The organism is Paraburkholderia kirstenboschensis, assembly GCF_904848585.1.
In the GTDB taxonomy this organism is placed as follows: Bacteria; Pseudomonadota; Gammaproteobacteria; order Burkholderiales; family Burkholderiaceae; genus Paraburkholderia; species Paraburkholderia kirstenboschensis.
The window spans coordinates 1-13,664 of the sequence record NZ_CAJHCR010000019.1; the positions used below are offsets into that span (position 1 = coordinate 1).

The window sequence follows — 13,664 nt, forward strand, 5'->3', positions numbered from 1 at the left end:
CTGCAACTGCGCAACGTTGACCGCATCGCTTGTTGCCACACCGTTAGCAACGTTGGTCAGCGTCACCGCCCTGGTCGCGCCGGAGCCGCCCAATGTCACCTTGCTCTTCGTGGTGTCGTCGTACGCGACGAACGCGTTGGTGACAACGCCACTGCTGTTGAACGTGCCGCCCATTGCCTGCAACTGCGCAACGTTGACCGCATCGCTTGTTGCCACACCGTTAGCAACGTTGGTCAGCGTCACCGCCCTGGTCGCGCCGGAGCCGCCCAATGTCACCTTGCTCTTCGTCGTGTCGTCGTACGCGACGAACGCGTTGGTGACAACGCCACTGCTGTTGAACGTGCCGCCCATTGCCTGCAACTGTGCGACGTTGACCGCATCGGTTGTTGCCACACCGTTGGCAACGTTGGTCAGCGTCACCGCCTTGGTCGCACCAGACCCACCAAAGGTCACCTTGTCCTTGGTCGTGCTGTCGTAAGCGACAAAGGCGTTTGTGACGACACCGCTGCTGTTGATCATGCCGCCCAATGCCTGCAACTGCAGCAAGTTCACCGCATCGGTGCCGTTCGTACCGTTCGCCACGTTGACGATCTGGCGTTCGGAACCAACCGCGCCGACCGACACCGTGTTAGCACGGCTGGCCACTGAGTTCGAGCCCAACGCGACGGAATTCGTTGCCGATGCGCTCGCTGCCCCGCCGATCGCCACCGTGTCCGTGCCAGTCGCCGACGAGTCCGCAAGCGTCGAGTTCGTGTGGAAGTACTTAATGCCGCCACCGTTGACGATGTTGTTGACCGTGTTAGTCACGTTCGTCAGGTTGCCGGCGACGTTTGCCACGGTCGCGTTCGTTTGATACAACTGACCGCCGTTGACCGCGTCCGTGCTATTTGCCGACAGGCCGCCAGCCTTCACGTTCGTAATCGTGGTGCCGCCGGTACCTTTCAGGGTGACCGTTCCCTTGGTCGTGTCGTCATACGCGACAAACGCGTTCGTCAGTACGCCGCTGCTGTTGAACGTGCCTCCCATTGCCTGCAACTGCGCAACGTTGACTGCATCGCTGCTGGCTACACCGTTCGCGACATTCGTCAGCGTCACTGCCTTGGTCGCACCCGAGCCGCCGAAGGTGACCTTGCCCTTGGTCGTATCGTCATAGGCGACAAAAGCGTTGGTCGCCACGCCGCTGCTGTTGAAACTACCGCCCATTGCCTGCAATTGCGCAACGTTGACCGCATCGCTGGTTGCGACGCCGTTCGCGACGTTGGTGAGCGTCACTGCCTTCGTTGCGCCCGAGCCACCGAAGGTCACCTTGCCCTTGGTCGTGTCGTCATAGGCGACGAAAGCGTTAGTCGCCACACCACTGCTGTTAAACGTGCCGCCCATTGCCTGCAACTGCGCAACGTTGACCGCGTCGTTGTTCGCGATGCCGTTCGCTACGTTGCTGAGCGTGACGGGCACGGATGTGCCCGAGCCGCCGAGCGTTACCTTTGTATGCAACGACGAATCATATTGCACGGCGTTTGCCGAGCCGTTCGATGCCGCCGCGATAGCTGCGCCAACGTCCGTGTAAGTCTGACCGCCGATCGTGAAGGCCGGCTTCTTGATCGTACCGTCGGGGTTCACTGCCGCGCCGCCACCGATCACGTTCGTCACGCCGGTCAGTTGGGTGACGTTCACTGCATCCGAGCCCTGCGTACCCGCGGCTACGTTGACGACCTGGCGCTGTGCCGAAGAGCTTCCCACCGAGATAGTGTTGGCACGGTCCGCGACCGAGTTGCTACCCAACGCTACTGAATTGGTGACGCTTGCGATGGCATTTGCACCGAAGGCCATCGAATTCGCACCAGTCGTTGTCACAACTGCGCTAGCGCCCATCGCAATTGCGTTCGACGCATTAGCCATGCTGCCGGAGCCGAGCGACAAGGCGTTCGCGCCTTGCGCAGCTGCGTTGTAGCCGATCGCGACACCATTTGTCGCAGCGTTACTAGTATTTGCGCCGGCGCCAATCACAGTCGTGTTGAGCGCGAGAGCTGCTGCGCCGGTACCGACTGCAGTCGAACCAGCCAAGGCCGTACCCGAACCTGCACCGACCGCTAGAGAGCCTTGACCCAGCGCAGTAGCCGTGGGCCCGATCGCCATTGCGTCCTGCGAGTTGTCGGTGCTCGTTGTAGTGCCAGCCGTGACGTTCGAGCTCACCGCGATATAGGCAGTGACCGGCGTAGCGCCCAGCGGCGTTGCACCCAGCAGCATCGATTTGAGGCCACCCGACTGTGAGGAAATTTGCTGCGTGAGTGCCGCTTGAACTGCGTTCAACTGGCTGTAGGTTACCGCGTCGGTACCCGTGACGCCGTTAGCGACGTTCATGATGCGACGCTCTGAGCCCACGTCGCCGACAGACACAGCATTCGCCGCGGTCACACGCGAGTTCGCTCCAAGCGCCACCGAATTTGCAAACTGGGCACGCGCGCCGGAGCCGATAGCTACCGAGTTGGCGCCGCTTGTATATGCGCCACCGCCAATCGCCACGGCTTCGGCGCCCGTCGCGATAGCCGAAGAAGAAGCTGATACGACCTTGATGTACTTCGAGGAATTTGCAACCTCGTTACTGAGGCCGCTGATAGCTGTGTCGACTCCGCCAAGGGCCGATCCTACATCGCTGTACGTACTGCCCTGCACCGTGTAAGTCGGGCTTGTAACAGCGCCGCTCGCGCTCACGCTGGAACCGCCGCCCAGTGCGTTCGCCACGCTGCTCGCCGTGTTGTACAGCTGCGAGCCGTTCACCACATCTTTACTGGTCGAAGCAACCTGACCGGCCGCCACGTTTGTAAGGCCGACCGCCGTCGTAGCGGCCGCGCCACCAAGCGTGAGCTTCGTGTGCGCCGATGAGTCGTACACCACTGCGTCCGGCGAACCACCGCCCGCGGCAGCGTTGATCGCAGCGGTCATCTGGCCGAGGTTCACTGCGTCGTTGTTCTGTGTGCCAGCGGCAACGTTGATAATCTGACGCTGTGACGTTGACGAACCGATCGACACCGCATTTGCGCGATCTGCCGTCGAATTGGAACCGAGGGCCACCGAATTGTTCGCCGATGCGATGGCCATGCCACCGATCGCCACCGATTCGGCCCCGACGACCGACGAATCTGCCAGCGTCGAATTCGTGTGGAAATACTTGACCCCGTGGTTGTAAATGTTCATCACGGCGCTGTTCACGTTGTTCGCCAGAGCATTCAAGTTCTGGTTGGTCGTGTACAACTGGCCGCCGTTGACCGCGTCCGTGCTCGTGCCCGAGGAAATGTCGCCGGCCGCCACGTTCGTCAGCTTGACAGCCGCCGTGTGCGTCGTGCCGCCGAGCGTTACGATGTCGCGAGCCGACGAGTCGTATGCAACGACGAGCGGATTACCCGCAATGCCGTTGTTAACGATGTTGTTGACCACGTTGGTCACATTGGCCAGATTGCCGGCAACATTGGCAACGTTACTTGCAACGTTCGCAACGTTCTGGTTCGTCTGATATAACTGCGAACCGTTAACCGCATCCGTGCTCCAGCCCGACGAGATGTCGCCGGCCGTCAGATTGCTGATCTTTGTACCGTTCGTGCCCTTGAGCGTAATCAAGGTCGAGGCGGAGCTGTCGTACGTGACGGCATTGGCAGCAAGACCGCCGCCGCTTCCGCCGCCGTTGACGCTCGCGATAGCGGCATTCAACTGGTTGACGTTGACGGCGTCAGTGCCCGCAGCGCCTGCGGTCACGTTCGTGATCTGTCTCGTGTACTGCGATGTACCGTCTGCGGATAGATAACCGACAGACACGGAGTCGCTGCGGCTAGCAACGGAACCCGCACCCAATGCAACCGAGTTCGACGCCAAAGCGACGGTGTTTGCACCGTATGCACTGGAATTGCTGCCAAGTGCCATCGAATACGGCCCGGAAGCGACTGAACTCGCTCCCCTGGCCTGCGCACTGCTTGCCGCCTCGGACGACGGCGAGTTCGCCTGGAAGTATCGCGTGTACTGATAGAGTTGTGCGCCGTTAACCGCGTCGGAACTCCCCGATGCCACATTGCCCGCTGCCAAGCCGGTAATCTTGTTACCGTTCATGTTCGCGGTGTTGAGCACGTCGATACCGCCCTGCCCAACCAGTTCCAGGCGGCCATCGGCAAAGCCGGTCACACGCGCGGTAATAGCGTTGTCAGCGTAACCCCATGCGCCATTATCTGCTGCCCCGTTATTCAACGAGAAAGACATCCCTCGATCCCCGGTCCCGCTAACGCTGCAGGACACCATGCCGACGGTGCTGGATAGCGGCCCCCAGGACGAGCCCATTCCAGCCGTTCCCATCTGCCCAGGGCACAACTCAAGACCACCGTTTCCTGTGACCGCCTGGGCCGCTGCCGTACCAGGCAAAATGGACATGCCCATTGCGCCGATCGCCATGGCAATCGGCATGAATGCGGCCTTCAACGCGGTTGCCGGGCGATTCTCGACATCGGCATCAGCCGAGGAGGTAGTAGACGAAGCTGTCGCACGACCACGCGCCTTCGCAGTCTCGGGCGCAGCCACCCATGTTCCGGTTACGTCATTCCAGACGCTGATATACGACTTATTCATAAATTCCCTAGATAGAGGGCAAGCCCCGCTTGCAGTTCGATTTGAGAAATCGTGCGCACACGCTCCCCGCAAAAAAACCGACCGGCACGTTTAAAGCTCGATACAAAGTTTTCGCGCATCGCGAATCTAACGGTGGGCTCTATCTCCTAAAATCAGGAAACACGAAAAACGTGCAGGAATTTTCTGCATTAATGCTCGGCGAATCACAGTCCGCGGAAACCGCGCATTCAGTTGGCACGGACCGCCGCGCTCATTGAGAAGTCCGCACGTCATATAGCGCGACTCGACGCACTCTCAGTGCGCCGCCAGCTGCGGCCTGCAGCGTAGGGACGTCGTGCCGTACCGCGCGGCGAACCGGCCATCCCTGACAAGCGGAAAGGTGGCCTACGCTTAAATGCGACGCCAATAGGGGAATTGCATTGTCTAGATTCGGAAATTTCACCGATCTATATGCGGGCTACATTCTTATACTTCGCTCGACACTGTTGCTGATACGTTTCAAGCAGGAAGATTCCTAGTTTGATTTCTATATCTAGGACAAAACCGCTTGCACAGCCGTGTCCAGGCACCTTAAATCCCTTTGAAAAAAATCATGAAACTTAAACAAATCCGCCGCAAAAATAATCAACTCGGTCAAGGCATGACGGAATACATCATCATCGTCGCGCTGATCGCTGTGTCCGCAATTGGCGTCTATTCGCTCTTCGGTCAGACGCTGCGTAACCAGACCGCCGGCCTCGCCGTTGAAATGTCCGGCCAGAACGCACAGAGCAACATCTCGAAGGCGCAAACCAACGCCAACGACGCAACGACCAACGCCAACAAGACGAAGAACATGGGTACGTATAACGACGCTAATAACGTCGGCAACTGATCTCTTCCGATTAGCGATATCCATCATGAAACGCTCTGCCCGCAAGGGCAGGGCCGGGGTTGCCGGCGCTAGCGGGCAGGCGCTGGTCCCTGCTCTGATTTTTCTTCTGGTCGGCTGCATCGGCCTATTTGTGGCATTCAACTCGTTCCAGATGACGAGCGCCAAAATCAAACTGCAGAACACTGCCGACGCTGCCGCATACAGCGCAGCCGTGTTGCAGGCGCGTGACTATAACTTCTCGGCCTACACCAACCGGGCAATGATCGCCAATCAGGTCACGGCCGCGCAGATCGTCGCATTGAAATCCTGGATCGACGAACTCGACGCCACCTACTCTCTGTCGGAACTCGACAATACGGTCAACGTGCTCGCGGATCATCCGGCTCAATGGAGCACACCGAAGCAAATCGGCAAGGCCGACATCGCGCCGGTGCGTGCAACTCTCGATGCGCTGCTGCCCACCGTAGCCAGGAACATCGGTTCGCTCAACCGGGCGCTGAGCGATGCTCAAGCCAACTACCACGCAGCGGTGTTCACCGCGGTGCCCGATGCAACCGACGCCATCGCGCAATTGAATCAGCCCGACACGCACGTTACGGCTGGGTACTTCACGAGCCCGCGCAATGCCGCGCAGCTAGCCGCATGGAATTCATATACGGCGACTGTCACTCCCGCAGGCGCCCTCGGCCAGGACAACTTCGCCGATGTCGTGACGAACGCCGCCACTCTTGACCGCTTCGTCAAGAATCGCGACTCGGTGCGCAGCGTCGCCCCCAGCTTTCAGCAATTGAACGACAGCGCCAACAATATCTGCGGGTCCGGCAGTTCGTTCACCATCAACGTAACGCACGACGGCGGCACCCAGCTACGCAACGACAAGAGCGGCTGGCAGTCGATCGACGCGAGTACCGCGCACCTTCGAATCAGTTGCATCGGACCCATTGAATCTGAAGCCGGCTATGGCGGCAGCGCCAACGGCAACATCACGAACTATATGACCCATCCGCCGTTCGCTGCATGGCAGGACTGGCAAGGGTACGGCGGCTATTTCAACTTCGGTTACACCGGCAGTTCGACACCGGGGTGGCAAGTACCGGACGCGATGGCCGAACAGTTCCGCACAGGGCCCGGGCCCTCGCTCGACCCGGTCAACGGCGGGCTGCTGCGTTACCAGGAAGTTGGCGGCGCACAAGTGGCCGCGCAAGCGCCTCGCATCACGATAGAAGTCACGCGCAGCAGCGATACGCTCGTTAAAACCGTCGGCCTTCAGGGCGGCGGACGAATGCAAGTGAATACCAACGCGGCCGGCGGTGCGATGCGCGCTCTCGCGAGCGCCAACGCCTACTTCGTGCGCCCAGACGAGACGTCGCTCAGCAGTTCGATTATCGGCGGCTTGATGCATGCGGACCAATGGGCACGCCCGGACCATCACACTGAATACCCAAGCCTGTTCAGCCCTTACTGGCAAGCTACGCTCGCACCGGTCAGTGCCGCCGAGCGCGAAGCTGCGCAGGCAAACCAGACACCGGCAGATCTGCAGGCGCCAAAGCAATGAAACGAACGCACTCTGGAACCGCCGCCGCGCAAGCTGGCCAGGCGATGGTGGAATTTCTCGTCGCAATGATCACGGTGATGAGCGTGCTGATGCTCGCGATCATCATGCTCGGCAAGTTCAATGACGTCCGTAACCGCACGCTGATGGGCTCGCGCTACGTCGCATGGGAGCGCACCGTATGGACGGACAGCGATCCAGCAAAAAATCTCGCTGGCGATCCAACCACCACGGAAGGCTGGTCGAGCAACTACGGCAGTGCTGCGCTCGCCGCAAGCAAGACGGATTCGGATATCAAAGGCGAAGTGCTGGAACGCATCATGGCCGGCGACGGCGCTGCCATCTCCGGCACCGACCGCAACCAGACCCAACTAGCCGCGACTCAACCGGCCATGTGGAACGACTACGGCGGCAAGCCTTTGCTGGCGTCCGCGTCGGACGTCCAGGTCAGCACCAGCGCGGCCGCCGATCCGGAAAGCAGCCGCACCACTTCGGCCTTGAACAAGTGGCCGGTACCTACCACTGCAGGCACAGCCTACGCAGCCCAGTTGAGCCTGCCCACGCGCACGCTGCAAAGCGGCGCGGTCAGCGTCGCCATTGCTCAAGATAGCGACGTGCTTAAACGCCTCTGGCCGAAAGACCATCTGTTGCCGGCATTTAGCGGCCTGACATTCTCGGACACCAACGTGCTGATGACGAACACGTGGGTACCCGACGGCTCCAACAGCAATAAGGCCGTGTTCAGTCAGGCGGTGCCCGCCGCCAACGTTGCACTCGTGCCGTCCAATGGTTATCAGAGTCTGCAGAAGTACGCACCCGAAATTACGACGCTTCAGTTCGGCCGCATCCAGCAAGACGTCGTACCGCCGAGCCGCTTGAACCAATGAAGTGCGTCCATCAACTCGTGGGCGGCGTAATCGCTGCCTCGGTCCTCTTTGCGGGCGCGGCAGTCGCGGGCACTGCATGTGACAAGACGCCCGTCGCGCCACAAAGCGCCGAAGCCATTGGGCGCGACATGATCGTCAACGGCGTGCCCACATCGGTCGTCGGCATGCAGTTCGACGGGACCGTCGACGATGTGTCGAAGGCATTCCGCGCATTCTGGACCGCCGAGAACGCGCCAGCGAAAGGTCGCAGCAGTGCGTCAGGTCTGATGCTCAGCGCCGTCGACGGCAATTGCCTCTATCTGCTGAACCTGCCTCTGCAGCAGGAAGGTGCGCGCACCCGCGGCCTGATGAGCGTGATCCGTCTGGGTACTGATGAGGCAAATCACAAGATTCCTGATTCCGCGATTCCGCTGCCTGAGGAGAGCAAGGTTCTCTCAGATGTCGAAAGCCGGGATCGCGGTCAGACAGGGCGCACATGGCTGCTCGATATGCCCGGCGAATCGCGCTGGAACGCGCAGCGCTACCGCAACCGTCTCGCCTTGCTAGGGTGGGTGAATGTAGGCCGTGAACCAGACTATCAGTCCGTCGGCACACGAGCCCCACAGGGTAAGGCATTCGCCATGCAACGCGGAAAAGACAGTGTCGACGCGAGCTTTTCGGACCGGGGCGGCAGAACTGTCGCGGTTATCAATGCAACCAGGAACCGTTGAGATGCACCAACGTTTTGATTGCCTCGCGCGGCACAGCCGGCAGCGCGGCCAGGCTTACGCGGAATACCTCGTGGTTACGGCCGCCCTGGTCGGCGTCATCCTCTTGATGACCGGCGACACCGTCGCGCCGTTCACGGCGCTCGTCTCAAGTTTCAAGTCGCTCTTCAGCGCATACAGCTTCACCCTCTCGCTTCCCTGACCCGTAACGGTCGATTGGTCATGCTTAAGAAAATTAAAATCCGCTCGCTTCTCGCGAACTCATGGGTACTGCTGTTCCTCGCTGTATGCGTTGCAGGCGGCCTGACTTTCCTCCTCTATAAATATCTCAACGACCGTGAAAACAAGCTGAAGGCGGAAATGGTCGGAAAGAAGGTGCGTGCCGGTGTAGAGGTCGTTGTACCGGCACGCGATCTCCCGGCCGGCACACCGCTGTCGAGCAGCGATTTCGTGTCGCGCGAAATTCAGGGCGATCTGGTTTACGACGACATGGTGCGTCCCGACAATTTCGAGCAATACCGCACGTCGCGCCTCGTCAAACCGGTGCGCCGCGGCCTGCCTTTGCGCGCCGCCGACATCGACGCGCTCCGCGGCCGCGACTTTTCCGACGTGCTGCCCGCGGGGCAACGCGCCGTCACGGTGGAAATCGATACGGTTAACTCCACTGCATTGATGCTCCGCCCGGGCAATCGCGTCGACGTGTACTGGATCGGCAGAGTCTTCCATCAAGACCACACCTCGGACGATAAAAAGGTGGCGCAATTAATGATGCCGAACGCACTGGTCCTCGCCACCGGTCAGGACCTTCGTCCACGCGACGCGGGCGAGGCCGCCGAGCACGATCAGGCAAATGCAAACAGTAGCGCGATGAGCCGGCAGGAAGGCATGGGCTACACCACCGTGACGCTGCAAGTGCCGGCAGAGGACGTCGGACGCATCACGCTCGCGCAGAAAATCGGCGGTTTGCGTCTTATCTTGCGCAACGCTGACGACAAGGGTAGCGACGGTCCATCGCTGGTCGAGGAAAAAGACGTGTTCACGGACCCGGCGAACTTAGGAGCCCCGAGCGGCAAGGCCGCGACGTCACAGGTTGTCGAAGTGATTTCGGGGGGCGGGGCGACTAACGCCAACATCATTCCGAGCGTGCAGTCCGATTCCACACACGAGCCGCCGGCGGCAGCCAACGCGCCGCCTGTTGCCGTTCAACCAGCGTCCGTTTTGCCGCAGCGCCCAGCAAGCGTTTACGAGCAGGCCAACGCGATCGCCAAACAACTGCAGAACGCCGTTGCGCCCAGCGCGCCTGCGCAGAACTAAAGTACCGAGCACAGGTTTCACACCATGAAAGTCAAAAACAACGCGGCGCAGTTGCGCCGCCGGGTCCTGCCGTCCTTCGTGATCGGCATGTTGTTGTGCGAAGCCACGCCGCTCGCGTTAGCTCAGAACGTCTATTCTCCGGCGGCCGACGACGCGTCGGCGAGCACGCATGTTCTGGAGATGTTCCGCGGCGAGGTGCGCATCCTGCATGTGCCCGGCACCGTCAAACGCATCGCGATCGGTAACGGCAAGCTGATCACCGCGAACGTGGTAGACGGCAGCCTGATGCTGCTAGGCGAGCAGGACGGCATGACGTCGCTCGTTGTGTGGAATGAGAAAGGCATCGCGCTACAAACCACGGTGCGGGTCGCGAAGGCCGAAGTGAACGCGTCACTGCAACAGTTGCGCGCGGTGCTGAAGTCCGTGTCCGGGCTTTGCATCGACGCAATCGGCTCGAATATCGTCCTGTCGGGCGTCGTGCACCGCGACATGGTGGGGATCGTCAAATCGGCGACCCAGGACATGAAAAACGTGATCGACACTACGACCGTAGACGAAGGCGATGCGCTCAGGAAGACGGTCCACTTCAAGGTGCAGATTATGGAAGTAACGCGCAACGCCCAAAGAAATCTCGGCATTGCGTGGGATAGCGCCTTCAAGGGGCCGCAGATCGGCGGGGCAGCGAGCGTCGCTACAGGTGCCGCAAAAGCGATTACCGCCGGTACGAGCTACTTTCTTGCAGGTATCGCGTCGAACATTACTTCTCAGATCAACTTCGCCGTCGACAACGGCGATGCATTTGTTCTCGCTGCGCCCGAACTGAATACGAAGAGCGGCGGGACCGCGAGTTTCCTGGCAGGCGGGGAAGTGCCCATTCCGCAATCGGGGGCGCTCGGCACCACGAACGTGATGTACAAGGACTATGGCGTCAAGCTGAGCATCAATCCTGTCGTCGACGCAAACGGCATTATCTCCGCGCATCTGACCACACAGATCAGCCAGATCGACCCGACGGTGAGTTACGGCGGTCTGCCTGGCTTCCTGACGCGCAGCACCAGTTCAGATATTTCGATGCGCGCCGGTGAGACGCTCGCCATTTCCGGACTCATCAGCGCCGATGCAGCTAACGATAGCAACGGCATGCCGTTCCTCGGCCAAATACCGGTCATCGGTCAGCTGTTCCGTTCGGACAGCTTCCGTGCGAAGAAGAGCGATCTCGTCATCTTCGTGACGCCGCTCATTTCCGATCCGGAACTCGCGCCCAACTCGGATCTGCTGGCACGCGCCGATGGCATAGACCTTGGCTACCGGAACAAGTACGGCAACCCCGAGCCCCTTATCGCCGATGCGGAAAAAGCAACGCACACCGCTACGCCGCGTCAGCCTATCGCGCCTACGCTAGCACTGCTGCTCGCGCCTGTACGCAGCACGCCGCCGCGTGCGCCGACAGTGGAGCCGGTGCCGTCGCCAGTCTCTGAGCTGCGTCGAGCTCCCGCTCGGGCTGCGGGGCAAACGTCTCAATTGCCTTCGTCGTCCGCTCATCTTGAAGCTCAAGCAACACCCACCGCGCCGGCTCAACCGGCACCGCAGCCGCAGCCGCTAAAGCCGTCAGCAAGCAGGCCTCCGGAAGGTGTCGCGGAGGCGCTTCGCATGCTTAATGCCGGCCAGGAGCCGCCAGCGGCACCCGCTGCGCCGCACGATGCCGGTCAGTCCACGACGAACGGCAAGGTGCCGCCGCAGCAGGTGGGCGTCCTCGGCAGCGCGCCGAACTAAACGCGCCTCGCGGAGAACCATAATGCTCAATCTTCAGATACACACGCGCAATACAACTATGCGCGCGCTCCAGGTCGAACAAGGATGCACGATCGGCAAGGATGCAAGCTGCGACATCAACGTCAAGGGACTTCTGATAGGTAAGCTGCAAGCGCGCATCGTGCGCGAGCACAATGCTTACTACATCGAGGACCAAGGCGGGATAGCGGCAACGCTCGTCAACGGTTCGCCGATCACGCGCTATGGTCCGCTGACCGAGGCCGACCAGATCGAAATCGGCATGACGACGATCAAGATCGTCCGCGCCGCCGCAACACCGGTTCCGTCCGCCGCATCCGCTCCGCCCGCTCCACGCGCACAGTCAACGCAAGATACGCACTCCGCACAGTTCGCAGAAGCTGTGCCTGTTGCGCTACATCAAGTGGCGTGGTCCATGGAAGCTCAACCCGGAGCAGACACGCAAAGCTTGTCCACGGGGCATGCAGCCACTTCAACGGCGTCGGCTGGCTCGCATGCGCATGCGCATGCGATGGCACATGCCCCACTATCGTTCGCTGCGTCGAGAGAAGCGAACGGTCATCAGCAGACAGCCGATGCCCCGCCGGGCAGGCAGCCCGCGCCGTCCAGGCAGACGACCGCCGGCGTCTTGCCGGTCGCACCGATAAACAGCCCTCTCGGCATCGAGTTGCGCAAGCAGGCTCACATGAAAGTGATCGCCGCGCTCGACCTGCGGCGTCTGAACGTCTCGCGCATGGAAGAGGACGAATTGCGCAGCACGGTCAGCGTCGCTCTCGACGAGATCCTGAATCACGATCCCAATTTCCGCACTCCGGACATTCCGCTCGATGCTCTGAAGAAAAGCGTGTTCGACGAAATCATCGGGCTCGGACCGCTGGAAGAACTGATTGCGGACCCCACCGTGTCTGAAATCATGGTCAATTGTCACAACGAGATCTTCATCGAGCAAAACGGACAATTGACCCGCTCGCCGGTCATTTTCACCGACGACCGCGCGGTAGTCGGCGCGATCGAACGAATCGTCGCACCGATCGGCCGCCGCATCGACGAAAGTTCACCGATGGTTGACGCACGTCTCGCCGACGGCTCGCGCGTGAACGCCGTGATTCCGCCGCTCGCGCTGAAAGGCCCAAGCATTACGATCCGGAAATTCTCCAAGCGCAAACTCGTCGGCGAAGACCTGATCAAATTCGGCACCTTATCGCCGCAGATGCTCGAGTTCCTGCACACTGCCGTGAAGCAGGGAGCCAACATCATCATTTCGGGCGGCACGGGTTCGGGCAAAACAACGTTGCTCAACGTGCTGTCGAGCTACATTCCCGACGACGAACGCATCGTCACCGTTGAAGACGCCGCGGAACTGCAACTATCGCAGCCAAACCTCGTCTCGCTCGAAGCGCGTCCGGCCAACATGGAAGGCAAAGGCGCGGTCAACATTCGCGATCTGGTAAAGAACTGTTTGCGGATGCGCCCGGATCGTATCGTGATCGGCGAGTGCCGTGGCGGCGAAGCGTTGGACATGCTGCAGGCGATGAACACCGGCCACGACGGCTCGCTGACCACCGCCCACGCCAACACGCCGCGCGACTGTATCGCGCGTCTCGAAGTGATGACCTTGATGGCCGGCCTCGACCTTCCGGTGCAGGCCATTCGCGAGCAGATCTGCTCGGCGGTGGACATCATCGTGCAGCAGTCCCGCTTTTCGTGCGGTTCGCGCCGCGTGACGCATATCACCGAAGTGAGCGGCATGGAGTCCGGCGTCATCACGCTTCAGGACGTTTTTGTATTCAAGGAAGAAGGCTTCAGCGAACAGGGCAAAATTCAGGGCAAGTTTGTGCCCACTGCCTATATTCCCGACTTCTATCAAGAACTGATTCGCCGGCACATTCCCGTGAATACCGACATATTCACGCGCCCGGAATGAGAGGTCG

General features: G+C 60.6%; 8 protein-coding genes. 7 read left to right on the forward strand and 1 reads right to left on the reverse strand.

What is annotated here, in order from left to right:
* Positions 1 to 4,608: ESPR-type extended signal peptide-containing protein (locus JMY24_RS31655; RefSeq protein ID WP_268960828.1), on the reverse strand; the 4,608-nt coding region annotated here is incomplete at its 3' end.
* Positions 4,609 to 5,200: 592 nt separating this feature from the next.
* Between JMY24_RS31655 and JMY24_RS31660 the strand changes: the two genes are divergently transcribed.
* From JMY24_RS31660 to JMY24_RS31690, 7 genes are all read left to right on the forward strand, one after another.
* Positions 5,201 to 5,482: a Flp family type IVb pilin gene (locus JMY24_RS31660; RefSeq protein ID WP_128597994.1), complete on the forward strand. Its 282-nt coding sequence runs from the start codon at positions 5,201 to 5,203 to the stop codon at positions 5,480 to 5,482.
* 25 nt (positions 5,483 to 5,507) lie between these two features.
* A complete protein-coding gene (locus JMY24_RS31665; RefSeq protein WP_128597995.1) occupies positions 5,508 to 7,037 on the forward strand; it encodes a pilus assembly protein TadG-related protein in 1,530 nt (509 codons plus the stop codon).
* Positions 7,034 to 7,921, forward strand: coding sequence for a hypothetical protein (locus tag JMY24_RS31670; RefSeq protein ID WP_128597996.1), 888 nt, complete (start codon positions 7,034 to 7,036; stop codon positions 7,919 to 7,921). The genes JMY24_RS31665 and JMY24_RS31670 overlap by 4 nt, the downstream gene beginning before the upstream one ends.
* Positions 7,918 to 8,631 carry a hypothetical protein gene (locus tag JMY24_RS31675; protein ID WP_128597997.1) on the forward strand — a complete coding sequence of 238 codons (714 nt, stop codon included), beginning with the start codon at positions 7,918 to 7,920 and terminating at the stop codon, positions 8,629 to 8,631. Before JMY24_RS31670 ends, JMY24_RS31675 begins: the two co-directional genes overlap by 4 nt.
* Positions 8,632 to 8,850: 219 nt before the next feature.
* Positions 8,851 to 9,942: a Flp pilus assembly protein CpaB gene (gene cpaB / locus JMY24_RS31680; protein WP_201703570.1), complete on the forward strand. Its 1,092-nt coding sequence runs from the start codon at positions 8,851 to 8,853 to the stop codon at positions 9,940 to 9,942.
* A 24-nt stretch (positions 9,943 to 9,966) separates the two neighbouring features.
* The gene (locus tag JMY24_RS31685) at positions 9,967 to 11,715 is read left to right on the forward strand and encodes a type II and III secretion system protein family protein (RefSeq protein WP_128597999.1); all 1,749 of its coding nucleotides are present in this window, start codon (positions 9,967 to 9,969) and stop codon (positions 11,713 to 11,715) included.
* A 22-nt stretch (positions 11,716 to 11,737) separates the two neighbouring features.
* Positions 11,738 to 13,657 carry an ATPase, T2SS/T4P/T4SS family gene (locus JMY24_RS31690; RefSeq protein WP_128598000.1) on the forward strand — a complete coding sequence of 640 codons (1,920 nt, stop codon included), beginning with the start codon at positions 11,738 to 11,740 and terminating at the stop codon, positions 13,655 to 13,657.
* Positions 13,658 to 13,664: the final 7 nt, after the last annotated feature.

Bases quoted from the DNA above. Each gene is read 5' to 3' on its own strand.
- JMY24_RS31660 (WP_128597994.1), top strand. From the start codon at position 5,201: ATGAAACTTAAACAAATCCGCCGCAAAAATAATCAACTCGGTCAAGGC.
- JMY24_RS31665 (WP_128597995.1), top strand. From the start codon at position 5,508: ATGAAACGCTCTGCCCGCAAGGGCAGGGCCGGGGTTGCCGGCGCTAGC.
- JMY24_RS31670 (WP_128597996.1), top strand. From the start codon at position 7,034: ATGAAACGAACGCACTCTGGAACCGCCGCCGCGCAAGCTGGCCAGGCG.
- JMY24_RS31675 (WP_128597997.1), top strand. From the start codon at position 7,918: ATGAAGTGCGTCCATCAACTCGTGGGCGGCGTAATCGCTGCCTCGGTC.
- cpaB (WP_201703570.1), top strand. From the start codon at position 8,851: ATGCTTAAGAAAATTAAAATCCGCTCGCTTCTCGCGAACTCATGGGTA.
- JMY24_RS31685 (WP_128597999.1), top strand. From the start codon at position 9,967: ATGAAAGTCAAAAACAACGCGGCGCAGTTGCGCCGCCGGGTCCTGCCG.
- JMY24_RS31690 (WP_128598000.1), top strand. From the start codon at position 11,738: ATGCTCAATCTTCAGATACACACGCGCAATACAACTATGCGCGCGCTC.